Source organism: Kitasatospora sp. NPDC048662, from assembly GCF_055587065.1.
This window is the reverse complement of the sequence record NZ_JBVJHA010000006.1, coordinates 321,808-346,714: the sequence shown is the minus strand read 5'-3', so window position 1 is coordinate 346,714 and position 24,907 is coordinate 321,808. Positions and strand designations below refer to the sequence as shown.

General features: G+C 73.1%; 26 protein-coding genes and 1 pseudogene. 20 read left to right on the top strand and 7 right to left on the bottom strand.

The features are described 5' to 3' along the window. Positions 1-40: 40 nt before the first annotated feature. The 10 genes from ACZ6R9_RS19815 (at position 41) to ACZ6R9_RS19770 (ending at position 6,840) form a co-directional block, all read left to right on the top strand. Positions 41-397 carry a zinc ribbon domain-containing protein YjdM gene (locus ACZ6R9_RS19815; protein ID WP_380482597.1) on the top strand — a complete coding sequence of 119 codons (357 nt, stop codon included), beginning with the start codon at positions 41-43 and terminating at the stop codon, positions 395-397. Positions 398-530: 133 nt separating this feature from the next. Beyond that, the gene (locus tag ACZ6R9_RS19810; protein WP_380482595.1) at positions 531-899 is read left to right on the top strand and encodes an ArsR/SmtB family transcription factor; all 369 of its coding nucleotides are present in this window, start codon (positions 531-533) and stop codon (positions 897-899) included. Between the two features lie 171 nt (positions 900-1,070). Beyond that, positions 1,071-1,274, top strand: coding sequence for a hypothetical protein (locus tag ACZ6R9_RS19805; RefSeq protein ID WP_380482593.1), 204 nt, complete (start codon positions 1,071-1,073; stop codon positions 1,272-1,274). A 62-nt stretch (positions 1,275-1,336) separates the two neighbouring features. Next, entirely contained in the window at positions 1,337-3,031 is a 1,695-nt protein-coding gene (locus ACZ6R9_RS19800; RefSeq protein WP_380482591.1) for a SulP family inorganic anion transporter, read from the top strand. Between the two features lie 212 nt (positions 3,032-3,243). Then, the gene (gene crcB / locus ACZ6R9_RS19795) at positions 3,244-3,693 is read left to right on the top strand and encodes a fluoride efflux transporter CrcB (RefSeq protein ID WP_380482780.1); all 450 of its coding nucleotides are present in this window, start codon (positions 3,244-3,246) and stop codon (positions 3,691-3,693) included. Continuing rightward, on the top strand, positions 3,690-4,049 hold the full coding sequence (locus tag ACZ6R9_RS19790) for a DUF190 domain-containing protein (protein WP_465539236.1): 360 nt from the start codon (positions 3,690-3,692) through the stop codon (positions 4,047-4,049). The genes crcB (ACZ6R9_RS19795) and ACZ6R9_RS19790 overlap by 4 nt, the downstream gene beginning before the upstream one ends. Beyond that, entirely contained in the window at positions 4,046-4,420 is a 375-nt protein-coding gene (gene crcB / locus ACZ6R9_RS19785) for a fluoride efflux transporter CrcB (RefSeq protein ID WP_380482588.1), read from the top strand. Before ACZ6R9_RS19790 ends, crcB (ACZ6R9_RS19785) begins: the two co-directional genes overlap by 4 nt. A 282-nt stretch (positions 4,421-4,702) precedes the next feature. Beyond that, complete coding sequence (locus tag ACZ6R9_RS19780; protein WP_380482585.1) at positions 4,703-5,902, top strand: cytochrome P450; 1,200 nt, start codon at positions 4,703-4,705, stop codon at positions 5,900-5,902. Between the two features lie 47 nt (positions 5,903-5,949). Next, positions 5,950-6,153 carry a ferredoxin gene (locus ACZ6R9_RS19775; RefSeq protein WP_380482583.1) on the top strand — a complete coding sequence of 68 codons (204 nt, stop codon included), beginning with the start codon at positions 5,950-5,952 and terminating at the stop codon, positions 6,151-6,153. A gap of 60 nt (positions 6,154-6,213) precedes the next feature. Next, complete coding sequence (locus tag ACZ6R9_RS19770; protein ID WP_380482580.1) at positions 6,214-6,840, top strand: AAA family ATPase; 627 nt, start codon at positions 6,214-6,216, stop codon at positions 6,838-6,840. Between the two features lie 69 nt (positions 6,841-6,909). Here ACZ6R9_RS19770 and ACZ6R9_RS19765 read toward each other — a convergent pair whose 3' ends face one another. From ACZ6R9_RS19765 to ACZ6R9_RS19740, 6 genes are all read right to left on the bottom strand, one after another. Next, positions 6,910-7,464 (bottom strand): RICIN domain-containing protein, encoded by a 555-nt coding sequence (locus ACZ6R9_RS19765; protein ID WP_465539233.1) that lies wholly within the window; start codon positions 7,462-7,464, stop codon positions 6,910-6,912. A 23-nt stretch (positions 7,465-7,487) separates the two neighbouring features. Further along, complete coding sequence (locus tag ACZ6R9_RS19760) at positions 7,488-8,042, bottom strand: RICIN domain-containing protein (protein WP_465539231.1); 555 nt, start codon at positions 8,040-8,042, stop codon at positions 7,488-7,490. A gap of 23 nt (positions 8,043-8,065) precedes the next feature. Next, complete coding sequence (locus ACZ6R9_RS19755; protein ID WP_465539229.1) at positions 8,066-8,611, bottom strand: RICIN domain-containing protein; 546 nt, start codon at positions 8,609-8,611, stop codon at positions 8,066-8,068. 146 nt (positions 8,612-8,757) lie between these two features. After that, on the bottom strand, positions 8,758-9,387 hold the full coding sequence (locus tag ACZ6R9_RS19750) for an MBL fold metallo-hydrolase (protein ID WP_465539227.1): 630 nt from the start codon (positions 9,385-9,387) through the stop codon (positions 8,758-8,760). After that, on the bottom strand, positions 9,387-10,472 hold the full coding sequence (locus ACZ6R9_RS19745; RefSeq protein ID WP_380482571.1) for an S-(hydroxymethyl)mycothiol dehydrogenase: 1,086 nt from the start codon (positions 10,470-10,472) through the stop codon (positions 9,387-9,389). Before ACZ6R9_RS19745 ends, ACZ6R9_RS19750 begins: the two co-directional genes overlap by 1 nt. Before the next feature lie 86 nt (positions 10,473-10,558). Next, the gene (locus ACZ6R9_RS19740; protein ID WP_380482569.1) at positions 10,559-11,233 is read right to left on the bottom strand and encodes a phosphatase PAP2 family protein; all 675 of its coding nucleotides are present in this window, start codon (positions 11,231-11,233) and stop codon (positions 10,559-10,561) included. A gap of 181 nt (positions 11,234-11,414) precedes the next feature. Here ACZ6R9_RS19740 and ACZ6R9_RS19735 point away from each other — a divergent pair, with 181 nt between their 5' ends. From ACZ6R9_RS19735 to ACZ6R9_RS19700, 8 genes are all read left to right on the top strand, one after another. Continuing rightward, positions 11,415-12,521 (top strand): PucR family transcriptional regulator, encoded by a 1,107-nt coding sequence (locus ACZ6R9_RS19735; RefSeq protein ID WP_465539225.1) that lies wholly within the window; start codon positions 11,415-11,417, stop codon positions 12,519-12,521. A gap of 414 nt (positions 12,522-12,935) precedes the next feature. Further along, complete coding sequence (locus ACZ6R9_RS19730; protein ID WP_380482563.1) at positions 12,936-13,934, top strand: zinc metalloprotease; 999 nt, start codon at positions 12,936-12,938, stop codon at positions 13,932-13,934. A 679-nt stretch (positions 13,935-14,613) separates the two neighbouring features. Beyond that, positions 14,614-16,617: a LodA/GoxA family CTQ-dependent oxidase gene (locus ACZ6R9_RS19725; protein WP_465539222.1), complete on the top strand. Its 2,004-nt coding sequence runs from the start codon at positions 14,614-14,616 to the stop codon at positions 16,615-16,617. Continuing rightward, positions 16,614-17,762: an FAD-dependent monooxygenase gene (locus ACZ6R9_RS19720; protein WP_465539220.1), complete on the top strand. Its 1,149-nt coding sequence runs from the start codon at positions 16,614-16,616 to the stop codon at positions 17,760-17,762. Before ACZ6R9_RS19725 ends, ACZ6R9_RS19720 begins: the two co-directional genes overlap by 4 nt. A gap of 1,273 nt (positions 17,763-19,035) precedes the next feature. After that, a complete protein-coding gene (locus ACZ6R9_RS19715; RefSeq protein WP_465539218.1) occupies positions 19,036-20,160 on the top strand; it encodes a hypothetical protein in 1,125 nt (374 codons plus the stop codon). A gap of 157 nt (positions 20,161-20,317) precedes the next feature. Next, positions 20,318-22,024: an aa3-type cytochrome oxidase subunit I gene (ctaD, locus tag ACZ6R9_RS19710; protein WP_465539385.1), complete on the top strand. Its 1,707-nt coding sequence runs from the start codon at positions 20,318-20,320 to the stop codon at positions 22,022-22,024. Continuing rightward, a complete protein-coding gene (locus ACZ6R9_RS19705) occupies positions 22,021-22,392 on the top strand; it encodes a hypothetical protein (protein WP_465539216.1) in 372 nt (123 codons plus the stop codon). The genes ctaD and ACZ6R9_RS19705 overlap by 4 nt, the downstream gene beginning before the upstream one ends. A gap of 164 nt (positions 22,393-22,556) precedes the next feature. Continuing rightward, the gene (locus ACZ6R9_RS19700) at positions 22,557-23,405 is read left to right on the top strand and encodes an LLM class F420-dependent oxidoreductase (RefSeq protein ID WP_380482551.1); all 849 of its coding nucleotides are present in this window, start codon (positions 22,557-22,559) and stop codon (positions 23,403-23,405) included. Between the two features lie 7 nt (positions 23,406-23,412). On the opposite strand, the pseudogene ACZ6R9_RS19695 reads toward ACZ6R9_RS19700, so the two are convergent. Further along, positions 23,413-24,245: pseudogene (locus ACZ6R9_RS19695) on the bottom strand (aldo/keto reductase); the annotation flags it as partial. Here ACZ6R9_RS19695 and ACZ6R9_RS19690 point away from each other — a divergent pair. Both ACZ6R9_RS19690 and ACZ6R9_RS19685 read left to right on the top strand, forming a co-directional pair. Continuing rightward, positions 24,237-24,449 (top strand): hypothetical protein, encoded by a 213-nt coding sequence (locus ACZ6R9_RS19690; protein WP_465539402.1) that lies wholly within the window; start codon positions 24,237-24,239, stop codon positions 24,447-24,449. The pseudogene ACZ6R9_RS19695 and the gene ACZ6R9_RS19690 sit on opposite strands and share 9 nt — an antisense overlap. A gap of 102 nt (positions 24,450-24,551) precedes the next feature. Then, positions 24,552-24,902 (top strand): VOC family protein, encoded by a 351-nt coding sequence (locus ACZ6R9_RS19685; protein ID WP_465539214.1) that lies wholly within the window; start codon positions 24,552-24,554, stop codon positions 24,900-24,902. Positions 24,903-24,907: the final 5 nt, after the last annotated feature.

Below are 24,907 nucleotides of genomic sequence, written 5' to 3'. Positions count from 1 at the left end.
GGCGTCCGGATAGCGGCCGATCGGCCGCTATCCTGGCCCGATGAGCGACAACCTTCCCCCCTGCCCCAGCTGCGCCGGCCAGTACACCTACGAGATGGACGCCCTGATGGTCTGCCCCGAGTGCGGCCACGAGTGGGCGCCCGGCGCCGAGGAGGACGCGGCGCAGCCGGCCGGGGAACGGGAGATCCGGGACGCCGTCGGCAACGTGCTGGCCGACGGCGACACCGTCACCGTGATCAAGGCCCTGAAGGTCAAGGGCAGCGCCTCCGGCATCAAGGCCGGCACCAAGGTGCGCAACATCCGCCTGGTGGACGGCGTGGACGGCCACGACATCGACTGCCGGATCGACGGGTTCGGTGCCATGCAGCTCAAGTCGAGCGTGGTCAAGAAGGCCTGACCGGCGCCTGCCGTGCCGTGCTCCCGGACTCCCCGCGCGGGGCCGGGAGCACGATCATTGTCGGGGTCGGCTTGCTAGGGTCGGCGCGACGCCCCCGTGCCCTCCGGGCCTTGAACGAGACGGTGACGACCACGTGAACGCCGAGAACCCGCAGTCGCTCCCGGTGGCCAGCGTGCCGCTGTACCAGCTGAAGGCGGAGTTCTTCAAAACGCTCGGGCACCCGGTGCGGATCCGGGTGCTGGAACTGCTCAGCACCCGCGACCACGCCGTCGCCGAGATGCTCCCCGAGGTCGGCGTGGAGCCGGCCAACCTCTCCCAGCAGCTGGCCGTCCTGCGCCGGGCCAAGCTGGTGCACGCCCGCCGCGAGGGCTCCACCGTGGTCTACACCCTCGCCAGCGGCGAGGTCGCCGACCTGCTGCGGGTCGCCCGCTCCATCCTCGGCTCGCTGATCACCGACCAGGCCGGCCTGCTCGCCGACCTGCGGGCCGCCGACAACGGCTGACGCCCCGGTCCGCACCGACTGTTCGGTACCCGCCTGTGAGGGCCTCGCTGCGCTCCGAACATGCAGACATAACGACTTGCGAAATTCTTCAAGTCGATACATTCTGATCGGGTGCCCGGCCGGTCCTTCGTGCCCGGGCACCTGCGTGCCGACATGGGGAAGGGGCCGGACGTGACCGAGGTGTTCGAGGACGAGCTCCGCGAGCAACTCGCCCTCGCCGAAAGGGCGTTGCGCGAGGCCCGGGACGCCGACGACGACCACGGGGCGCAGGCCCACGCCGGACGGATCGCCGGGCTGCTGCGGATCGCGGAGCAGCACGGCATCGCCGTCCCGTCCCGGTCCGGAACAGAGCCGGAAACCCAGAAGGAGAGCTGAACGGTGCCCGCGTCGCAGTGTCAGGCCCAGGCGGAGGTCCATGATCCGCTCGCCACGATCCGATGCGGCGGCGCGGCGTGAACGGCGGGGGTGTGATCGGACGGCGGGTGCGGGCGGTACTGCCGAACCGCAAGGTGCTGGCCACTATGGGCCGCGACCCGCGCCGCGACTTGATCGCCGGTCTGACGGTGGCCGTCGTGGCGCTGCCGCTGGCACTGGGCTTCGGAGTGTCCTCCGGGGCGGGCGCGGCGGCCGGGCTGGCCACCGCCGTGGTCGCGGGTGCGATCGCCGCCGTGTTCGGCGGCTCCGGCCTCCAGGTCACCGGCCCGACCGGTGCGATGACCGTGGTGCTGGTGCCGATCGTGGCCCACTACGGCACCGGCGGCGTACTGACCGTCGGCCTGCTCGCGGGCCTGATACTGATACTGCTGGGGCTCGCCGGGGCCGGACGCTGGATGGCGTACGTGCCGGTGCCGGTGGTGGAGGGCTTCACGGTCGGTATCGCCGGTGTGATCGCGCTCCAGCAGGTACCCGGCGCGCTCGGAGTGGCCAAGCCGGAGGGCGAGAACCCGGCGGTGGTCGCCGCCCGCGCCGTGAAGGCGTTCGCGGAGACCCCGCACTGGGCGGCCGTGCTGCTCGCCGCGGGCGTCGCCGCCCTGATGCTGATCGGCGGGAAGCTGCGGCCTGCCGTCCCGTTCTCGCTGATCGCCGTGGTCGCCGCCACCGTGCTGGCCAAGGCCGTCGACCTGCCGGTCGGCGTCATCGGCAAGCTGCCGGCCGGGTTGCCCAGCCCCTCGCTCGGCTTCCTCGACCTGTCCGCCGTGCCCGGGCTGCTGCCGTCCGCGCTGGTGGTTGCCGCGCTCGGCGGGCTGGAGTCGCTGATGTCGGCGACCGCCGCCGATGCGATGACCGCGAACGACCCCCGTAGGGGCGGCGAGCGGCACGACAGCGACCGGGAGCTGTTCGGCCAGGGCCTGGCCAACCTGGTCGCCCCGCTGTTCGGAGGCGTTGCCGCGACCGGCGCGATCGCCCGCACCGCCGTCAACGTGCGCAGCGGCGCGGTCTCCCGACTGGCCGCGCTGGTGCACGCCGCCGTGCTGGCCGTGGTGGTGTTCGCCGCCGCGCCGCTGGTCGCCGACATTCCGCTGGCCGCGCTGGCCGGCGTGCTGATTGCCACCGCCGTGCGGATGGTGCAGGCCGGGGCGCTGCGTGCGCTGGCCCGCACCGGGCGCGGCGAGGCCGCCGTGCTGGTGGCGACCGCCGTCGCCACCCTCGCCTTCGACCTGGTCACCGCCGTCGGGGTCGGCCTGCTGCTGGCCGGCGCGCTGGCCCTGCGCTCCGTCGCCCGGGGCGCACGGCTGGAGCGGCTGCCGGTGTCCGAGGAGGACCACGCGGGCGGGCGGATCGCCACCTTCAGGCTGCACGGCCCGCTGCTGTTCGCCGCCGCGCACCGGCTGCGGACAGAGCTGACGGCCGCCGCGCGGGCCGAGGTGGTGATCCTGCGGATGTCCCGGGTCACCGCGATCGACGCCAGCGGCGCGACCGTGCTCGGCGAGGCGCTCGCCGACCTGCACCGCCGCGGCACCCTGGTACTGGTCTCCGGGCTGCACGACGAACACCGGCGACCGCTGGACGCCCTCGGCGTGCTGGACGAACTCCAGCTCCAAGGGCGGCTGTTCGGCACCTCGGCGGAGGCCCTGGAATACGCCCGGGACAGCCTGCCGTCCATCCCCGCGCCGGCCGTCAGCACCCGCTGAACGGCCCGGGCCGCTCGCACGCCGGGCGGCCCGGACTGCCCGGTAGAGTGGGCCCAGCAGCACCCCATCGGGTTGCGCGACGGCGGTGGGGCCCGCCGGGAAACGAACCGCAGTGGTCGGCTGCCAACGGTCCCTACTTGTACAGTGGCGCGCCCGGATCCCTCGGGTGCCGTGCGAGTAGGAGACGTGTGCCCGTGGAGAGTTCGCAGCCGATGACGGCCGATGCCGGGCCCCGGGAGCGGCCGGTGCGGCGCGGGCCGGACCGTGAACTGGCGTCCGTGATCGGCGTGGTGGCCCTCGGGGGTGTGCTCGGGGCGTGCGCCCGCTATGCGATCGCGCAGGCCTGGCCGACGGCGGCGGACGGGTTCCCGTGGGCGACGCTGGTGATCAATGTGGCCGGTTGCGCGGTGATCGGGGCGTTCATGACGCTGCTCACCGAGGCGTGGCGCGCGCACCGGCTGGTGCGCCCGTTCTTCGGCACCGGCGTGCTGGGCGGGTTCACCACCTTTTCCACCTACGCGGTCGACATCCAGCGCCTCATGGTGGCCGGCCGCGCCCCGGCGGCCCTCGGCTACCTGGCCGCCACGCTGCTCGCCGCGATGGCCGCGGTCTGGGCCGGCGCGGCGGCGGCCCGCCGGCTGATCGGACGGAGGACGCGATGACGGCACGCATCGAAGGGGCGCTGCGGATAACGGTGCTGGTCGGCGAGGACGAGCGCTGGCACCACCGGCCGCTGTACGTCGAGATCGTGCACCGCGTGCACGCCGCGGGGCTGGCCGGCGCCAGCGTGTTCCGCGGCATCGAGGGCTTCGGCGCGTCCTCGCTGGTGCACACCTCCCGGCTGCTGTCGGTCGGCGACGACATGCCGGTGGCGATCGTGGTGGTGGACCGCGAGGAGCGGGTCCGCTCGTTCCTGCCGCAGCTGGACGACCTGCTCGACCGGTGCCTGGTGACGCTCGACGCGTGCGAGGTGCTCCGGCGGTTCGACGACGGCAGGGCCGGCGGGGAGACGCGGTGAACTGGCTGCTGGTGATCGTCGGCGCGGCGGTCGGCGCGCCGCTGCGCTACCTGACCGACCGGGCGGTGCAGGCCCGGCACGACACGGTTTTCCCGTGGGGGACGTTCGCCGTCAACGTGTCCGGCTCCCTGGTGCTCGGTCTGCTGACCGGCGCGGTCGCCGCCGGCGCGGCCTCCTCGCAGCTCCAACTGCTGCTCGGCACCGGCTTCTGCGGGGCGCTGACCACCTACTCGACGTTCTCGTACGAGACCTTGCGGCTGGCCGAGAGCGGGGCCCGGCTCTACGCGGCGATGAACGCGGCGGGCAGCGTGGTGGCGGGGCTGGGGGCGGCGTTCGCCGGGTGGGCGATCGCCCAGGCGCTGTGGGTGTGAGCCCGTGGCCCGTTCTCGATCGGCCGCAAGGATGATCCGTCGGCCCTGACGGAAATGGACACGGCTGGTGGGCGGGGCTCCCGGCCGCCGTGGGAACGCCTGTGCGTCGCCCGGATCCGGACAGAATGCCCACCCGGGCCAGGATCATCTTCCCGTGGACGCGGACCGCGAGTTAGCGTGACGTTGAGTTAGTTGCCCGAGGCACTCAACTGCCCGGGCCGCGCAGTCGCAGGCACGACCGCCGACGCCACCGCCGGCCCAGCTCCGGGAAGGGAGCACCAGATGGCCACCGCCGCAGAAACCTCCCCCACCAGCCACCCCGCCCCGCGCGGGACCTGCCCGTTCGCCCCGCCGCCCGCCTACCAGCAGGCCCGGCGCGACGAGCCGATCACCCGCGTCACCCTGTACGACGGCAACACGGCCCTGCTGATCACCCGCCACGAGGACGTCCGCGCCATCCTCGCCGACCACCGGTTCAGCTCCGACCCCGACAACCCGGGCTTCCCGTTCCTCACCGAGGCCGCCCGCCAACTCCTCACCGTCAAGCCCACGTTCATCCGGCTCGACGACCCCGAGCACGGGCGGCTGCGCCGCATGCTCACCGGCGACTTCACCGTCCGCAAGACCGCCGAGCTGCGCCCCGAGATCCAGCGGATCACCGAGGAACTGATCGACAGGATGACCGACGGGCGCACCCAGGCCGACCTGGTCGCCGAGTTCGCGCTGCCGCTGCCGTCCCTGGTGATCTGCCTGCTGCTCGGCGTCCCCTACCAGGACCACGACTTCTTCCAGGAGTGCAGCCGCACCATGCTGCACCGCGGCGCCACCGCCGAGGCCGTCGTCGATGCCAACGAGCGCCTCACCGCCTACCTCGACACCCTGGCCGCGTCCAAGCGCGACGCCCCCGACGACGGCATCCTCAGCCGCCTGGTCGCCCGCGGCGAGCTCGACATCGAGGACATCGGCGCGATGGGCCGCCTGCTGCTGATCGCCGGGCACGAGACCACCGCCAACATGACCGCGCTGTCCGTGCTCGCCCTGCTGCGCAACCCCGGGCAACTCGCCCACCTGCGCGCCCACCCCGAGGCCACACCCGCCGCCGTCGAGGAACTCCTGCGCTACCTCAGCATCGTGCAGAACGGCCTGGTCCGGGTCGCCGTCGAGGACGCCGAGATCGGCGGCACCACGATCCGGGCCGGCGAGGGTGTCATCCTGCAGGTCAACACCGCCAACTGGGACGACGGACGCTACCCCGGCGCCGACACCCTCGACCTCACCCGCGACACCCGCCAGCACCTCGCCTTCGGCTTCGGCGTCCACCAGTGCCTCGGCCAGCCGCTCGCCCGGCTGGAGCTGGAGATCGCGCTGGAGACCCTGCTGCGCCGCCTGCCCGAGCTGCGGCTCGCCGTGCCGTTCGAGGACGTCCCGTTCCGGCACGACATGCTGATCTACGGCGTTCACGAACTCCAGGTCGCCTGGTGAGCGCCGCCCCGCCGACCCGCGCCGGCCACCCCGCGAAAGAAGGAACCGTGCTCGTCTCCGTCGATCAGGACCGCTGCTGCGGCGCCGGACAGTGCGTCCGCAACGCCCCCGAGGTGTTCGACCAGCGCGAGGAGGACGGCGTGGTCGTGCTGCTCGACGCCCGCCCGCCCGCCGACCTGCGCTCCGCCGTCGAGGACGCCGCCGCGGCCTGCCCCTCCGGAGCGGTCAGGATCAGCGAAGGCGCCCGGTAAGCTGCCGAACCGTCCCGCCGACCTGCGGCGGGACGGTTCCAGGCCGAGGGGGAGCACACCGTGGAGGCCACCGGCGAACTCGCCCCACAGGGCGTCACCGACCTGCGCGGGCGGAGCGGCCCACCGCTGACGATCCGCTACGGCCCCGCCGCCGCCGTCGTGGTGGCCGGACTGCCCGGCAGCGGCAAGAGCACCCTGCTGCACCGCTGGGACGGCCGCGCCCCCGTCCTCGACCCGCGCACCAGCCGCCTCGCCGCTCAGGCCGCGATGCCCGCCCGGCTCCCGTACCCCGTCTACCGGCCCGTCGTGCGCACCCTGCACCTGCTGCGCACCCGCGCCGCACTGCGCCGACCCGGGCCGCTGCTGGTGCACGACTGCGGCAGCCGCCGCTGGATGCGGCTCGCCCTCGCGCACTGGGCCCGCCGCTACGGGCGCGAGCTGCACGTGGTGCTGCTCGCCGTCCACCCCGAGCAGGCGCTGGCCGGCCAGCACGCCCGCGCCCGCACCGCCGCCCCGCGCACCTTCCGCCGCCACGTGCGCGGCCTGACCGCGCTGCTGGCCGCCGTCGAACAGCGGGGGCGGGCGGCGTTCCCGGGCGCGGCGTCCGTGCTGCTCGCCGACGAGAGCTCGCGGGAGCGGCTGACCGCCGTCCGCTTCGCCGCCCCGGACGGAGCGGCGAAGCACTGACGGCCGGTCAGTGGCCCGTCCCGAGGTGGTTCGGACCTGCCCGGGAACCGGTCGTGAACGCCCGCACTGTCAGGCGTAGATGACGGTCCACTGCTGGTTGTGGTCGCCCGTGCGGCAGCCCTCGATCGTCACCTGGCTTCCGGCGTGGGCGGTCAGGCAGCCCTGGTCGCCGTCGGCGGAGTGGATGTACGTCCCGGCGTCGCCGGCCGCGTACCACCAGCGCGACCTGGAGCCGGTGTTGTCGTACGGGTCGTACCAGGGGTTGTACTCGGACAGCTCGCCGGTGTTGTTGAAGCTGCGGCGCAGGTTCCGGTAGCTCTTGGTGGTGCACCAGCCGTCGGTGCACTTCTCCGTCTCCCAGGAGGAGAAGACGACCTGGTTGGCGGAGGTCATGGTGACGTACCACCACTGGTTGGACTGCCCGGTCTGCGCGTAGGTGTACACCGGGGCGCCCTGGTCGACATTGTGGGCGTAGTCGTCCAGGTACTGGCCGGTGCCCATGTTCAGGACGTGCACCCAGCCCCGGGGCACGGCGGCCTGTGCGGGGGCCTCCACGGCGAACACGCCGGCGAGAACGGACAGGGACACGCCGGCGGCGGTGAGGATCCTTCGGATGTTCTTCACGGTGGGACTTTCCTTCCGGCGGGTCAGTTGTAGGTGATGAGCCACTGCTGGGTGTGGTCGCCGGAGCGGCAGCCCTCGACCGTCACCTGGCCCCAGGAGTGGGCGGTGAGGCAGTCGCCGTTCCAGGCGGCGGAGTGGATGTACGTCCCGGCGTCGCCGGCCGCGTACCACCAGCGCTCCTCACCGGGCAGGTGACCGAAGCGGATGTCGGACTGCCAGCGCTGCTGCGGGCCGAGGACGCCGCGGTTGTCGCTGTCGCGGACGAGATTGCGGTACCACCAGCCGGCCAGGCCGTTGCCCTGCTGGGTCTCGTACGAGGAGAAGGTGACGGTGTTGTTGTCGTTGTTGTCCACCCACCACCACTGGTTGGACTGCCCGGTCTGCGGATAGGTGTACACCGGGGCGCCCTGGTTGGTGTTGTGGGCGTAGTCGTCCAGGTACTGGCCGGTGCCGAGGTTCAGGAGGTGCGCCCAGCCCTGGGGCACGGCGGCCTGGGCGGGGGCCTGCACGGCGAACACGCCGGCGAGAACGGACAGGGACACGCCGGCGGCGGTGAGGATCCTTCGGACGTTCTTCACGAGGGGACTTTCCTTCCGGCGGGTCAGCTGTAGAGGATGTTCCATTGCTGGTCGTGGTCGCCGGAGCGGCAGCTCTCCACCGTCACCTGGCCCCAGGCGTGGGCGGTCAGGCAGTCGCCGTTCCAGGCGGCGGAGTGGATGTACGTCCCGGCGTCGCCGGCCGCGTACCACCAGCGCTCCTCACCGGGCAGGCCGCCGAAGCCGACGCCACCGGTCCAGAGCTGCTGCGGGCCGAGGACACCGCGGTTGCCGCCGTCGCGGACGAGGTTGCGGTACCACCACTTACCGACGCTGCTGTACTGCTGCGTCTCGTAGGAGGAGAAGGTGACCGTGCTGTCGGTGTTGTTGGCCACCCACCACCACTGGTTGGACTGCCCGGTCTGCGCGTACGTGTACACCGGGGCGCCCTGGTCGGTGTTGTGGGCGTAGTCGTCCAGGTACTGGCCGGTGCCCACGTTCCGGAGGTGCGCCCAGCCCTGCTCCACCACGGCGCCGGCGGGCGCGGCCGCGGTGACGGTGGCTGCCAGTGCGGCGCCGGCCACCACGGCACCGACCAGTTTTTTCTTCACTGTCTTTCCCCCTTGCTCCTGTCCTGCGGGCGACGCCCTCGCGTCGCCGACCAGGTGAGGGGACGGTATGAAAAGCCGTTGGACAGATGATGGACAGGCGCATGGGTCCGCCCCGGACCGGAAGCCCGGGGCGGTTCAGGAGTCGGTCAGTGGCCGCGGGCGATCCACTCCGCCAGGTGCGGGGCCTCCGCGCCGACGGTGGTCGAGTCGCCGTGGCCGGTGCGCACCACCGTCTCGGCCGGGAGCGTCAGCAGCCGCTCGCGGATCGAGTCGACGATGGTCGGGAAGTCGGAGAACGACCGCCCGGTGGCGCCCGGCCCGCCCGCGAACAGGGTGTCGCCGGTGAACACGGTGCCCAGCTCCGGCGCGTACAGGCTGACCGCGCCCGGGCTGTGGCCCGGCGTGTGCAGAACGGTCAGCGTGGTGCCGGCCACGGCCAGTTGCCCGCCGTCGGCGAGCGCGCCGTCGGGCTTGCGGTCCGGGTGGGTCTGGTCCCACAGCACCTGGTCGTCCGGGTGCAGCAGGATCGGCGCGCCCGTGCGGGCCGCCAGCTCCGGCGCGGCGTCGATGTGGTCGTTGTGCGCGTGGGTGGAGACGATCGCCACCAGCGTGCGCCCGGCCACCGCCGCGGCGATCGCGTCCGCGTCGTGGGCGGCGTCGATCACGATCACCTCGTGGTCGTCGCCGACCAGCCACACGTTGTTGTCGACCTGCCAGGTGCCGCCGTCCAGGCTGAACTCGCCCGCGGTGACCAGCTGTTCGATCCGGGCCGCCATCAGAGGACCACCACCGAGCGCAGCACCTCGCCGCGGTGCATCCGGGCGAAGGCCTCCTCGACGCCGTCCAGCGGGATGGTCTCGCTGACGAACGCGTCCAGGTCGAGCCGGCCCTGGAGGTACAGGTCGATCAGCATCGGGAAGTCCCGCTCCGGCAGGCAGTCGCCGTACCAGGAGGACTTGAGCGCCCCACCGCGGCCGAACACGTCCAGCAGCGGGAGTTCGAGGGTCATCTCCGGGGTGGGCACGCCGACCAGCACCGCGGTGCCCGCCAGGTCGCGGGCGTAGAACGCCTGCTTGTACGTCTCCGGGCGGCCGACCGCGTCGATCACCACGTCCGCGCCGTTGCCGCCGGTCAGCTCGCGGATCGCCTCCACCGCGTCGGTCTCCCGCGAGTTCACGGTGTGGGTGGCGCCCAGGCCGCGGGCGGTGACCAGCTTGCGCTCGTCCACGTCCACCGCGATGATCCGCGACGCGCCCGCCAGCCGGGCGCCCATCACCGCGGCGTTGCCGACGCCGCCGCAGCCGATCACCGCGACGCTGTCGCCGCGCCCCACCTGGCCGGTGTTGATGGCCGCGCCCAGACCGGCCATCACACCGCAGCCCAGCAGGCCCGCCGCGGCCGGCGAGGCCGCCGGGTCCACCTTGGTGCACTGGCCCGCCGCGACCAGGGTCTTCTCGGCGAACGCGCCGATGCCCAGGGCCGGCGACAACTCGGTGCCGTCCTCCAGCGTCATCTTCTGCTTCGCGTTGTGGGTGGCGAAGCAGTACTGCGGCCGGCCCCGCCGACACGCCCGGCAACGGCCGCACACCGCACGCCAGTTGAGGATCACGAAGTCACCGGGCACGACATTGTCGACCCCCTCGCCGACGGCCTCCACCACGCCCGCCGCCTCGTGGCCCAGCAGGAACGGGAACTCGTCGTTGATCCCGCCCTCCCGGTAGTGCAGGTCGGTGTGGCACACCCCGCACGCCTGCACCTTCACCACCGCCTCGCCCGGACCCGGATCGGGCACCACCACCGGCACCACCTCCACCGGCGCGCCCTTCGCCCGAGCGATCACACCCCGCACAACCTGAGCCATCCCGAAACCCTTCTTTTCACTACGGCATTCGCGGCGCAAACGCGCCGGTGCCGAACCTGTGCCGATCTGCCCGCGCGGCGGACCGTTCAGCCTCCGGGCCGACGATCCAGCAGCACAGCGCCACTTTCCCGGCCCTGACGTGCCAGCAGCGTACCCAGCGCGAGCCACCCCGCCGCCAGCAGCCAGCCGCCCAGCACGTCCAGCGTCCAGTGCACCCCCAGGTACACCCGGCTCGCACCGACCGCCCCCGCGAACAGCACCGCGCACACCGTCGCCAGGCGGGCGGCGGCCGGACGGGCCAGCACCACCGCGAGCGCGAGCAGCCCCGCACCGGCCGCGGCCGTGAACGCGTGCCCCGACGGGAAGGAGAAACCGGAGGCGTGCACCGCCCGGTCCGCGAGCGGCGGCCGCGGCCGGCCGAAGCCGTGCATCAGCAGCTGACGCAGCCCCTGGCCCAGCAGCAGCCACACCGTCGGCGCGAACAGCACCACCGCCGGCGGTCTTCGCACCCACCGGACCTGCTGGACCGCGAGCGCCCCCGCCGCGAGCGCCATCAGGTACGGCAGCGGCGCCGAACCCAGCGCCGTCACCACCGTCGCCACCGTGGTCGCACCGCCCGGCCGGTGCCCCACGCACCAGTCCAGCACGGCCTGTTCGAACCCGAACGGCGCCCACCCGTGCGCGGCCAGCAGCCCCGCCACCACCGCGAAAGCCGCCCAGCAGCAGCCCAGCGCCACCGCTGCCTTCCGGCCAGCCGCCATCGTGGAATCTCCCCAGGTCGCAGCGGCGCACCGGCAGGAAACCCACGCACCGCAGAAGACATCGTACGGGTCCGAACAACGAGGGTCGGAACCACTCGGCGATCGCCGGGTCCGTCCGGCAGGACCGGTCGGACAGGCCCTAGGATGCGGCGGTCGAACAGCAGGTGAAGGAGTGTCAAGGATGGCCGAGCAGACGGTGGCCGCGGAACTCGGCGACCGGTACGTCGGGATGCTCGCCGAAGTGTCGCGCACCGGGCGGCGGTTGACCCGGGCGGAGGTGGAATCGCTCCGGGCCCTCGGCGAACGCGGCGCCGAGACCGGCCAGGGCCTGCGCGACCTGATCGCCCACTGCATGGGCGCCGGGCGCCGGGCCTGGCCCACCCTCCCCGGGACAGCCGGAGCCGGCACCGTCGGCGAACTCCGCCAGGTCGGCGAGGCCCTGCTGATCGCCGCCGAGACCGCCCTCGCCGCCCTCGGCGAAGGCCACGAGCGAGCCCAACGGCTGGCCGTCCGCCAGGAAGAGGCAGCGCGCCGCGAGTTCATCGACGACCTGCTGTACGGCCGCAGCGACCTCGGCACCCTCGCCGAACGAGCAGAACGCTTCGGCCTGCGCCTGGCCCGCACCCACGCCGTCGCGGTCGCCGCCGCCGCCCAGCCGTACGGGCACGTGGACGCCGTGGTGCGGCGGGTCGAACGCGAACTCACCGGCCGCTACGGCGAACGCGACGTCCTGCTCGCCACCAAGGACGGCCGGCTGGTGTGCGTCGCACCCGCGAGCGAACACGCCGTGCTCGACGCGTTCGCCCAACTCGCGCTGCGCCCCGGCCCCGGACACCCGCCCGCCCGGCGGGTGGCCACCGGACGGCGGCACTCCGGGGCCGGCGGTGTGGTGCGCAGCTACGAGGAGGCGCTCGACGCGCTCGACTTCGCGGAGCGACTCGGCCTGCCGGCCGAGCTGTTGAAGGCCGAGGAGCTGCTGGTCTTCCCCGTCCTGATGCGCGACCGGGCCGCGATGGCGGACCTGGTGCGCACCGTCCTCGGCCCGCTCGCCGCGGCGCGCGGCGGGGCCGGCCCGCTGCTCGACACCATCGCCGTGCAGGCGGAGGCCGGCTACGTCAACGCGGAAGCGGCTCGCCGCCTGGGCATCAGCGTCCGCACCCTCGGCTACCGCACCGAACGCATCAAGGCCCTGACCGGCTACGACCCGGCCGACGCGCTGCACCGCTACACGCTGGAGACGGCGGCGATGGGGGCGCGGCTGCTGGGGTGGCCGCAACAGGGGCTGTAGTGCGGCTGGGGGCCGAACCGTGACTGGGCCGGACGTCGGCACCGAGGAGGCCCGGGAGGGCCGGCACGCGCGGGTCGGTACGCGGGGGTAGGCACGCGCGGGTTGGTACGCGCGGGTTGGTACGCGCGGGTCGGCACGCGCGGGTTGGTACGCGCGGGTTGGTACGCGCGGGTCGGCGCGCCTGGTGGCGGACCGTCGGTTTTCGGACACTCGAGGGCCGGTGCCGGGTCCGTGCGCGCGACCGGAAATCGGCCATGTGCAGCCGGGTCGAGCCGTTCAAACTTTCGGATTTTGTCCGATTCGTCGTCAGAATCTCCAGGCCGGAACGCGCCTGACGCGGACATGCTCCTTTGCGTAGCCTTGACCCGGCGGCCCCCCTCGACCGCCGTCCCCCACAACTCCCCAGGAGCACAGATGCGTCGTTCCGTTCGCATGCCCTCGCGCGCCGTCGGCAGGCTCCTCAGCGCCGCGGCACTGGTCGCAGGCCTCGGCCTCACTCAGTTCGCCGTCCCCTCCACGGCCACCACCGCGCAGGCCGCGGCCTCCACCGAGTGCGCCGGGGCGGCGGCCCACGACGACGCTGCGGCCCGAAAGCCGGCTGGCAACTCCGTCGGCCGCGACCCCAACGCCGTCACCGACGCGCAGGTCAAGACGATGGAGGCCGACCTCAAGGCCCGCGTCGCCCAGCTGGCGAACTCCGCCCAGGGCGGCGCCCTGCTCGCCCCCGGCGTGACGGCGACCACCACCATCCCGGTGTACATGCACGTCATCCACTCCGGAACCACCGGCAAGCTGTCGGCCACCACCATCGCCAAGCAGATCGATGTCCTCAACGCGGCCTACGGCGGCCAGGGCGCGGGCAACACCCCCAGCCAGTTCCAGTTCCAACTGGTCTCCACCGACTACACCGACAACGCGAGCTGGTACGCCGGCGTCGCGCCGGGCTCCACCGCCGAGAGTTCGATGAAGAGCGCGCTGCGCAAGGGCGGCGCCAACGCCCTCAACGTGTACAGCGCCAGTCTCGGACAGTCGCTGCTCGGCTGGGCGACGTTCCCGAGCAGCTACAAGTCCAACCCGACCGACGACGGCGTGGTCATACTCGACACCTCGTTCCCCGGCGGCTCGGCCACCAACTACAACGAGGGCGACACCGTCACCCACGAGGTCGGCCACTGGCTCGGCCTGTACCACACCTTCCAGGGCGGCTGCGGCGGCCAGGGCGACTCCGTCTCCGACACCCCGGCCGAAAAGAGCGCCGCCTACCAGTGCCCGGCCGGCCGGGACACTTGCACCGCCACCGGCGTCGACCCCATCCACAACTTCATGGACTACACCTACGACTCCTGCATGACGCAGTTCACCGCAGGCCAGGTTGCCCGGATGGCCACCTCCTGGGCCGCGTACCGGGCCTGACGGCGGGGAGAACTGCGCGACAAGCGCACATCACATCCGCAAGGTCGCGATCACGTGCAAGTGATTGTCCTGCGTCGCGATCTTGCGGGTGGGTGCCTTCCGCTGCGCGCAGTTCTCCCCCAGCCCTAGCGGGCCGGGAGGTGCCCCCACGCGCCCCTGGTTTCGCGCCCGCCTGCGTTTCGCGTCCGCGTGCGTCTCGTGCCTCTTCGTGGTGCGCGGATAGGGCGTCAATGGAGCGTCAAGATTGCCGGATCCTGGCAATGCGCGGAGTGGGGCCGAGCTGACACGATCTTCCCTGTCGCCGGGAGACCGGCGCGGTCGGGCCGGCGGGAATCGGGGGGATTCGTTCCGTTGGCTCGGGTGTCGATGCCCGGAACCGGGGGGTGGAGCGTCGGCGCCGGAGGGGGGAGACGCCCTGACTCGGGGGGTGGGGCGTCGAGGAAGGGGGAGGGGCCGGCGTCCGTGGGGGGCGGAGCCGGCGCCTGCCCCGTTCTGGCGTTCTCCGAGGGCGGGGCCCGTTGAGGTGATTGTCGGAAGAGGGGGCTGCGAGCCGTCGGGGCCGGTTGTGGCCGAGCTGCCAGGGTGGCTGACGGCTCCGCCCCTTCTGCCCCGCGCGTGCCGTGCGCTTCTTGGGCCTGTGCGGGCAATCCCCGACCACGGACGAGAGGACCTCGCAGCGATGACCGACGAGATCGCGTACGCCCGGATCCACCCCGCCATCGGTGTGGCCCGGATCGGCAACAGCACCCGTGAGGACGCCTGGTTCCACGGGCCCGAGACGCCCGATCCGGAGCCTGCGCCGGCCGGCTTTTACAAGGACGAGACCGGGGCGATCAAACGGCAGGCCGCCCGGTTCCGGATCTACGGGTACGACAGCCGGCACCAGGTGGTGCGCGAACTCACCGCCACCGAGGCCGGGGTGACGATCGAGTGGACCGTGCACGTGGCCAATCGGAAGGCCGCCTGGTACAACTTCGATCTCGCGCTGGACATCCCGGACATGAAGGGCCAGGCGTCCGCCCGCCGCAACCCCAAGCAGGCCGACCGCGACAGCCTGGTCATCGATCCCGGGCCCAAGACCCTGACCGCCGGCAGCACGGGCGCCGTCGAGTTCACCGGCGGAAGCTTCCTGGGCAAGCCCGTTCCGCTCGGCCGGATGCACACCGACGACCAGGGCCGCCTGGTCGTCCTCGGCGGCATGGGCGACTCCGGCGCGCCCGGCGGCGAGCCCTTGCACTCCTTCGGCAACAACGACGGCTGGTACGACGACACTTCGGACGGCCCGGTCAGCGCGAGCCTGACCCTCGGCGGCCGGGAGATCCCGGTCCAGGGCGCCTGGGTGGTGGTCGCCCCGCCCAACTACGGCCCCGACCTGAAGGCCGTGCGCACCCTGTGGGACGTGCTGCACGACGTGTTCGGCGCCGGCGCGGGCTTCGGGGACAACGAGCAGGACGGCGTCAACTTCGCGCGGGACATCGAGCCGATCCTGCGGCGGTTCTGCGAACTCCAGTGGGCCAACAAGGGATTCGCCACCCACTTCGGCTTCGGCGGCCCCGAGGACTTCCTCGCCCCCGACCTGCTGAAGCGCCTGGCCAGCCCGGCCGAGCGCAACCGCGAACTGCGCCACCAGGTGCTCACCACGATGCGCGACCACAGCCGCGACGGCATGTCGCCCGTGCCGTGGCCGTGGATCTACGGCGACGCCATGGCCAGGACGCCCAAGTCGGTGCTCCAGTACCTGGCGCTGTCCGACACCCAGATCGCGCAGCTGACCGCCTGGTCCAAGGGCGAGTTCAGCACCACCCCCTGGCCGGGCTTCCCGCGCCGCCTGGAGGACGCCCCGGTCGCCGACCAGCCCGGCCTGCTGGACCGCGCCGCCCTCGACTTCTGCCTCGCCGACGCCTTCCACCCCGGCTGCGAGGTCACCTGGCCGATCCGGCACTCCTCCATGTTCGAGCACCCGTTCCGGATCCTGCGCCGCCCCGAGGGCCAGCAGGAACCCGACTACGGCCCGCAGTTGAGCGCCGAGCGGGCGCTCGGCCCCGACGGCCCGTTGCACGCCCAGGGCCCCGGCGACCTCACCCGCTGGATGGCCGTCCCCTGGCAGACCGACACCGCCAGTTGCCGGGCCGGCTACGAGATCCAGGTGCTGCCGCCGGACCGCTACGACCCCTACGTGCCGACCTTCTGGCCCGCCCGGGTGCCCAACCACGTCCTCACCGACGAGGACTTCCGGATCGTCAACAAGGAGGACGGACAGGGCAGTTCGGACGAGGAGCGGGAAGACGCGTTCGCCCGCCGGGCGTCCTGGCTGCGCGGCCTGTTCGGCGAGTACCCCGACCAGCTCGCGCAGGCCGTCAAGGAGTGGCACCACTTCGGCATCGTCGAGACCCGCCGCTACACCGTCGGCGACGGAAAGTTCCCGTCCGTGCTGCAGGTCGAGTCCGTTCCCGGCTTCGACCTCGAAGGCGTCCCGCACGACCGCAACCTGGTCACCGTCCACGTGCCGGAGACCTCCGCGCTGGACGTCACCGCCGTCAGCGGACTGCTTGGCGACGCCGTCGAACGCACCGGCTTCCGGGCCGAGCAGATCACCGTCGGCTACATCGACAAGCTCGACCCGTTCGGTGAGGAGGCCGCCAACGGCGGCGGCGCCCGCCCCGCCGCGCCCACCGGCCCGTGACCTGCTACGACGTGCTGGTGGCCGGTGGCGGGCCGGCGGGCGCCGCCGCCGCGCTGACCCTGGCCCGGGCCGGACGCAGCGTGCTGCTCGCCGACTCCGGGTGCGGCCCCGCCCCCGTCGGCGAGGCGCTGCCGGCCGCCGCCCGGGTGCTGCTCGGCGACCTCGGCGCGGACGATGCCCTGACGGACGGCCACCTGCCGTGCCTGGCGAACCGTTCCGCCTGGGGCGGGCCCCGGCTGGCGTCCACCGACAGCGTCTTCGACCCGCACGGCCACGGCTGGCACCTGGACCGCGCCCGGTTCGACCGTCAACTGCGCGCACACGCCCGCACGCAGGGCGCCCGGCTCGCCACCGGCGTGACGGCGCGGCCCAACGTTCGGACAGCGGACGGCAGTTGGGTCGTCGAGCTGCGCGGGGCGGGGGAGCGGCGGACCGTGCGCTGCCGGTGGCTGATCGACGCCACCGGGCGGCGGGCCGCCCTCGCCACCGCGTGCGGGGCGCGCCGCCGCACCGGCGACCGGCTGGTGGCGCTGCACCTCACCCTGGGGCCCGCCGACCCGGCCGACCCCGACACCACCACCACCGTCGAGGCCGCCCCCGACGGCTGGTGGTACACCGCGCCGCTGCCCACCGGCCGCCGCCTGCTGGTCTGGTACACGGACGCGGACCTGCCCGCCGCCGACCCCCGGCGCCCGGCGTTCGCGGCCCGGCTGGCCGCCACCCGGCACATCCTCGAACTGGCGGCCCGCCACCCGTGGCCCGCCGGCGCCGCACCCCGGCGGGCCCCCGCGCACACCGCCCGGCTGGCGGACCCCACCGGCGACGGCTGGATCGCCGCCGGGGACGCCGCCGCGGCCTTCGACCCGCTGTCCTCGCAGGGCATCCTCACCGCCCTGTACACCGGCCTGGCCGCCGGCCGGGCCGTGCACGCCCGGCTGGCCGGCCAGGCCGACGCGCTCGACACGTACCGCGCCGACCTGGCCGCCATCGGCGCGACCTACCTGCGCAACCACCGCACCCACTACGCCGCCGAACAACGCTGGCCCGACCACCCGTTCTGGCGCCGCCGCCACCCGCCTCCCGGCGGGGGCGGCTACCCGACCCTGGTGGCGATCCCGGGCCCGTCGCCCCACGTGCCGGGGTGACTGGCGCTGCCGTCGAGCAGTGCTGGCCGGGTCGGCCGTTCTGGCGCCGCCACCCGCCTCCCGGCGGGAGCGGACACCCGACCCCCGTGGAGATCCCATGCCAACCGCCCCGCGTGCCGGGGTGATTGGCGTCGTCGCCGAACAGCGCTGGCCGGGCCGGCCGTTCTGGCGCTGCCGCCACTCGCATCCCGGCGGGGGCGGGCAGCCGACGCCCGTGGAGATCCCATGCCAACCGCCCCGCGTACAACGCTGGCCCGACCACCCATTCTGGTGCCGCCGCCACTCGCATCCCGGCGGGGGCGGCTACCCGAGCCCGGTGGCGATCCTGGGCCCGTCGCCCCACGTGCCGGGGTGATTGGCGCTGCCGCCGAGCAGTGCTGGCCGGGCCGGTCGTTCTGGTGCCGCCACCCGCCTCCCGGCGGGAGCGGGTGCCCGACCCCCGTGGAGATCGCATGCACGCCGGCCCGCGTGTCGGGGTGACTGGCGTCGTCGCCGAACAGCGCTGGCCGGACCGCCCGTTCTGGCGCCGCCGCCACTCGCATCCCGGCGGGGGCGGACAGCCGACCCCGGTGGCGATTCCGGGCCCGTCGCGCTGCGTGCCGGGGTGACTGGCGCCGCCGCCGATGCGACCCGGCGCGGCCGCCGCTTCCCGCTGATCGGCAGGTGATCACCCTGTTCGGCTCGGACGAGGAGCTTCGTGCGCGGCACCTCAAGGAGCGTGCCGAGCGCAAGCACGAGCGCCAGCAGGTCTCCTGCGCGCCGGTGGGGAGTGCCAGGGCCGGATCGACGGCCGGTTCGTCAACTTCCCTGCGGGCCACCAGGGTTGGCGGGACGCCACCCCTCGGCGCCGAGCGGCCCGGCCCCCACCGGGCACCGGACGCCCCAGCCGCCCCGGGCCCTTCACCGCTACGTCACAACCGGTAGCGGCTGCTCCGTCGGCCGACGCAGTGGCCGCCCTGCGAACGGCCGCCCGCCGTAGCCGGACGTACGGGTTCGGGTCGGGACGCTGGGCCACCGGCCGACGACCCGCCTAGCATGTGTGGCCACCGGACTCCCGTGCCACCACGCACCGCACCGCACCGCACCGCGCACCGCACCGCACACCGCACCGCACCGCACCGCACCGCGCACCGCACCGCACCGCGCACCGCACCACACCGTCCGTCGTGCCGGGTGCCGACTGCCCCGCCGCCCCGCCCCGTCCCGCAGCCCGGCGGCGGGGCGCGCGCACGGCGGCCGCACCCGTCCTCGCCACCCTGGGGGTTGACCGCCCATGCACACCGGATCCGCCGTACTGCCCGCCCGGACCGCCCGGACCGCCCGGCCCGTCCGGGCCGCCCTGCTGGTGCTGGCCCTGCTGGCCGCGCTGCTTGCCGCCGCCGTCCCCACCGCCGGCCCCGCGCATGCCGCCGTTCCCGACCGCTGGGGCTTCGCCTACCTCGACAACCCGACCCCGCCGCCCGGCTACGTCCCCGACCCGTCGCGCCAGTGGGGCAGTTGGCCGTCGCCCGCGACCAACCCCGTCACCGTCGACCAGCTCGGCACCGGCAGCTACGTGGTGCACTTCCCGCTGATCGCCGGGCCCGGCGGCGTCGCCCACGTCACCGCCGTCAACCGCGCCGGCACCTGGTGTCAGGTGGCCGGCTGGGTCGCCGCCGGCAGCGGTATCGACGTCGGCGTGAGCTGCCACCGGCCCGGCGGCGCGCTCGACGACTCGCCGTTCACCGTGCTGTACACCGCCAGCAGCGGCGCTCCCCTCCCGCCCGGCGCCGCCTACGCCTACCTGGACTCCACCGCCGGCGGCACGCTGCTCGACCAGTACAACTCCTCCGGCGGCGGCAACAGCTCCTTCCACGGCGCCACCGGCAGCTGGAAGGCCTGGCTGCCCGGCGTCGGGGGCCCCGGCTACCTCGGCAACGTCGAGGTCACCGCCGTGGACCCCGGCCAGGGCGCCCGCTGCAAGGTCACCGAGTGGGGGCCGTCCAGCAGTGGCCAGACCTTCGTGGTGGCCTGCTTCGACGCCTCGAACGCGCCCTTCGACACCGAATGGACGCTCAGCTACTCCGTCAAACGGGCCGTGCACGGACCCGCGATCCCGCCCAAGTCCTTCGGCTATCTCTGGTACAACGGCTCGGTGCCGCCCGCCACCACCTTCAACTCGGCGGGCGCCGTCAACACGCTGACCGTCGGCATCCCGTCCACCGTCACCCTGCCGGGTGTTGCCGTACCGGCCGACCACGCCCAGGTCACCGCGTTCGGCAGTGGCGCCGGCTGGTGCCAGCTCGCGCAGCCCTGGGTCCGCAGCTCGGGCGCCGTCCAGTTGTATCCGATCTGCTTCACCCCCGGCGGCGGGCCGACCACCGCGCCGTTCTTCACCGCGTACACCTCCGCGTTCTGACGAGCGTTCTGACGCTGCATCGTTTTTGCGCCCCGCCTTCGTGTCCTCGGGAGGCGGGGCGTGGTGCGCCCGCAGGCCGTTTCGTAACCGTACGGGTTCGGGTGATTACTGATAGAGATGGGGGGTCCGTCTTGGCAAGGGAGCCACCATGACCGTCCTGACCGACCGCAATCCGTCGCCTGCGGCGGAACCCGATTCGCGCGGCGCAGTGCGCAAACCGGGGAGCGTGCTGGTCCGCTGGATCACCACCACCGACCACAAGACCATCGGCACCCTGTACCTGGGTACGTCGTTCGCGTTCTTCCTGATCGGCGGCGTGATGGCGCTGATCATGCGCGCCGAGCTGGCCCGGCCGGGCACGCAGATCGTCTCCAACGAGCAGTTCAACCAACTGTTCACCATGCACGGCACGGTGATGCTGCTGGTGTTCGCCACCCCGCTGTTCTCGGGCTTCGCGAACTGGATCATGCCGTTGCAGATCGGCGCGCCGGACGTGGCCTTCCCGCGGCTGAACATGTTCGCCTACTGGCTGTACCTGTTCGGCTCGCTGATCGCGGCGGCGGGCTTCCTCACCCCCAACGGCGCGGCGGACTTCGGCTGGTTCGCCTACTCCCCGCTCTCGGACGCCATCCACGCGCCGGGCATCGGCGGCGACCTGTGGATCATGGGCCTGGTGTTCTCCGGCTTCGGCACGATCCTCGGCTCGGTCAACTTCATCACCACGATCATCTGCATGCGTGCCCCGGGCATGACGATGTTCCGGATGTCGATCTTCGTATGGAACACCCTGCTGACCGCCGTGCTGATCATCATGGTGTTCCCCCTGCTGGCCGCCGCGCTGCTCGCCCTGGAGGCGGACCGCAAGTTCGGCGCCCATGTCTTCGACCCCGGCAACGGCGGCCCGATCCTGTGGCAGCACCTGTTCTGGTTCTTCGGCCACCCCGAGGTGTACATCATCGCGCTGCCGTTCTTCGGCATCGTCTCCGAGATCATCCCGGTCTTCGCCCGCAAGCCGATGTTCGGCTACTCCGGCCTGATCGCCGCCACCATCGCCATCTCCGGCCTGTCCGTCACGGTCTGGGCGCACCACATGTTCGTCACCGGCCAAGTGCTGCTGCCGTTCTTCTCCTTCATGACGCTGCTGATCGCCATCCCGACCGGCGTGAAGTTCTTCAACTGGATCGGCACCATGTGGAAGGGCTCACTGAGCTTCGAAACACCGATGCTGTGGGCGTTCGGGTTCCTGGTCACCTTCCTGTTCGGCGGCCTGACGGGCGTGCTGCTGGCCTCCCCGCCGATCGACTTCCACGTCTCCGACAGCTACTTCGTGGTCGCGCACTTCCACTACGTGGTGTTCGGCACCGTCGTCTTCGCGATGTTCGCCGGCTTCCACTTCTGGTGGCCCAAGATGACCGGCAAGATGCTCGACGAACGGCTCGGCAGGATCTGCTTCTGGACGCTGTTCGTCGGCTTCCACACCACCTTCCTGGTCCAGCACTGGCTCGGTGCGGAAGGCATGCCCCGCCGCTACGCCGACTACCTGGCCTCGGACGGCTTCACGACCCTCAACATGATCTCCACCATCGGCTCGTTCCTGCTGGGCCTGTCGATGCTGCCGTTCCTCTACAACGTCTGGAAGACGGCCAAGTACGGCGAGAAGGTCGCGGTCGACGACGCGTGGGGCTACGGCCGCTCGCTGGAGTGGGCGACCTCCTGCCCGCCGCCGCGGCACAACTTCGTCACCCTGCCGAAGGTCCGTTCCGAATCCCCGGCGTTCAACCTGAACCACCCCGACGTCCCCGACGAGCTCCAGGACGCCGGACACCAGGGCGGCCGGGTGATCACGCGCGACGAGCGGTCATGACCGAGCGGACGCCCACCGGCCCGGGCCCCTCCGTCGGCGCCGCGGGCGAGGCCGACACCGGCCTGCGGCAACTCGAGGGCTACCTGTACTGGCAGGACCAGACCCGGCAGGCCCGGCGGGCCGCCGCGGAATTCGCCGACCTGCTGCCTTGGCTGACCGCCACTCAACGCCTTGATCTGGAGCACCACTTCGCGCACGCCCAGCTCCAGGCCGCCCGGCGCAGGCTCGAACAGTTCCGGGAGACCCGGGAACGGCTCCGCGAGCAGTACGGTGCCCGCTACCACCGCCTGCGCGTCCGCTGCCTGCTCTCCGCCCTGCTGGCCACCGTGCTCTGCACGACGGCGTTCCTGGCGGTCGTCCGGTACTGACCGGCCGCCACCGGTCGCGGGGGGCGTTCCCGGGACAGGCCGGGGGGCGGCCCGGGGAATGATCGAGGTCGCTCGCCTGTTCGTGGGTGAGCAGGGGCCGGTACGGCTCCGGCCGGTTGGTGGCCGGAGCCCGGGGCGGGGCAGGACCGACGGAGGCGGGGACGATGGAACTGGGTGTGTACGGGCTGAGCGCCAAGGCGACGCTGGGGCCCGCCGACACGGCGCGGCTGGCGCGCAGGGCCGAGGAGTGGGGCTACCGGTCGTGGTGGGTCGGCGACCATGTGGTACTGCCCAGCCCCCGGGTGCCGGAATCACCGATGGCACCCACCGATCCGATCCTCGATCCGCTGGTGCACCTGTCCTTCGTCGCGGCGCTGACCGAACGCATGGAACTGGGCACCGGAATCCTCATCCTGCCGCAGCGCAACCCCGTGGTGCTGGCCAAGCAGGCCGCCAGCCTCGACGTGCTCTCCGGCGGCCGGCTGCTGCTCGGCGTCGCACCCGGCTACCTGGAGCCGGAGCTGGCCGCCGTCGGCGTGCGGCTCGCCGAGCGTGGCGGGCGCACCGACGAATACCTGGACGCGATGCGCCAGTTGTGGAGCTCGCCCGAACCGGAGTTCCACGGCCGGTACGCCGACTTCGACCACGTGGACGCGCACCCGCGCCCCGTCCGGCCGGACGGCCCGCGGATCATGATCGGCGGCCACAGCCCCGCCGCCTACCGCCGGGCCGTGGCCAAGGGCCACGGCTGGATCGGCAACGGCCGCAGCCCGCAGGACCTGGCCCGCCACCTCGACGGGCTGCGCAAGGCCGCGGCCGAGGTGCCCCGGCCCGCGCACCTCGGCCGGCTGGAGATCAACTTCATGCAGATCGACCCGGTCGAGACCAGCCCCGAGGACGCGCGGCGCTACGCCGACCTCGGCGTCGACCGGCTGCTGCTCTACCCGCTGCCGCTGGAGGACCCGGCGGACGTCGAAGCCTTTCTGCGACGGCACGCCGAGCTGCCCCGCTGAGCGGTCGTCAGTGGTCCGCCGCCACCGCCACCGTCGCCGCCGCGCGCTCGGCGGCCGGGCGGCGGCGGGCGGCGGGGGCGAGCCCCGGGGAGGTCCAGACGCCGTCCGGGGGGTACAGGTCGGTGCCCGGCGCGACGATCGCGTCGATCCGGTCCAGCGCCGCGTCGTCCAGCACCAGCGAGGCGCCCTTCAACAGGCCCATCAGCTGCTCCACCGTGCGCGGGCCGAGAATCACCGAGGTGACCGCCGGGTGCGCCAGCGGGAACGCCACCGCGAGCTCCGGCAGCGTGCAGCCCAACTCGTCCGCGAGCTCGATCAGTTGCTCCACCGCCTCCAGCCTGCGGGCGTTCACCGGCAGCGCCGGCTCGAACCGGTGCGGCGTCAGCGCCGCCCGCCCGAGGACAGGTCGATCGTCCCGCCCTTGCGGTAACGGCCGGTCAGGAAACCCGATGCCAGCGGACTCCAGGTCATCACCCCCATCCCGTAGCGCTGCGCCACCGGCAGCACCGAGGACTCGACGCCGCGCGCCAGGAGCGAGTACGGAGGCTGCTCGGTCCGAAAGCGCGGCAGCGCGCGGCGCTCCGCCACCCAGTGCGCCTCGACGATCTGCTCGGCCGGGAAGGTCGAGCAGCCGAACGCCCGGATCTTTCCCTGCCGGACCAGGTCGCCCAGCACCGACAGGGTCTCCTCGACATCCGTCCGGTGGTCCGGCCGGTGCACCTGGTACAGGTCGATCCAGTCGGTGCGCAGCCGCCGCAGACTGTCCTCCACCGCCTGCACGATCCACCGCCGCGAGTTCCCGCCCCGGTTCGGCCCCTCGCCCATCGGGAAGTGCACCTGATCCGATGGAAACCCGCCCGCCGGGCCGAACTCGTCCGCGCGGGCGTCGGAACCGAACCCGACCGGCTCGCCCTGCTGCGCACGCACGAGGGCCGGGCGCTCGGCCAACTCGGCGAGCTGCAACAGTCGTTGGACATTGTGCGGTACAAGGTCGCGGTGTACGGGGACCATCTGGGGCAGCAGGACTCCGTTCCGGCGGGCTGAGTGCGGTGCCGGGGATCAGGCGACCTTCGCGGGGCGGGCGCCTGGACCCCCCTGTCGCGCGGGAGTTGGCGTCCCGGCGGCGGATCGGGGAGACTCGCGCGCATGGTCTCGGTACTGCAGAACGTGGCGATCGACTGCGCCGACGCGTACGAACTGGCCCGGTTCTGGGGCGAGGTGACGGGTCGGCCGGTCGATCCGGACGCGGTGCCGGGGGACCGGGAGACGCAGGTGTCGCTCGGTGGCGGGCTGGTGCTGTACTTCAACCAGGTGCCGGAGCCGAAGACGGTCAAGAACCGCGTCCACCTGTGCCTGCGTCCCGAGACCGCGCGCGATGGTGAGATCGAGCGGCTGGTGGCCCTGGGCGCGAGGTTCGTCGCCGACCACCGGAACCCCGACGGAACCGGGTGGGCCGTGCTCGCCGACCCCAACACACGCGACTACCAGTTCTGCTGAGCATA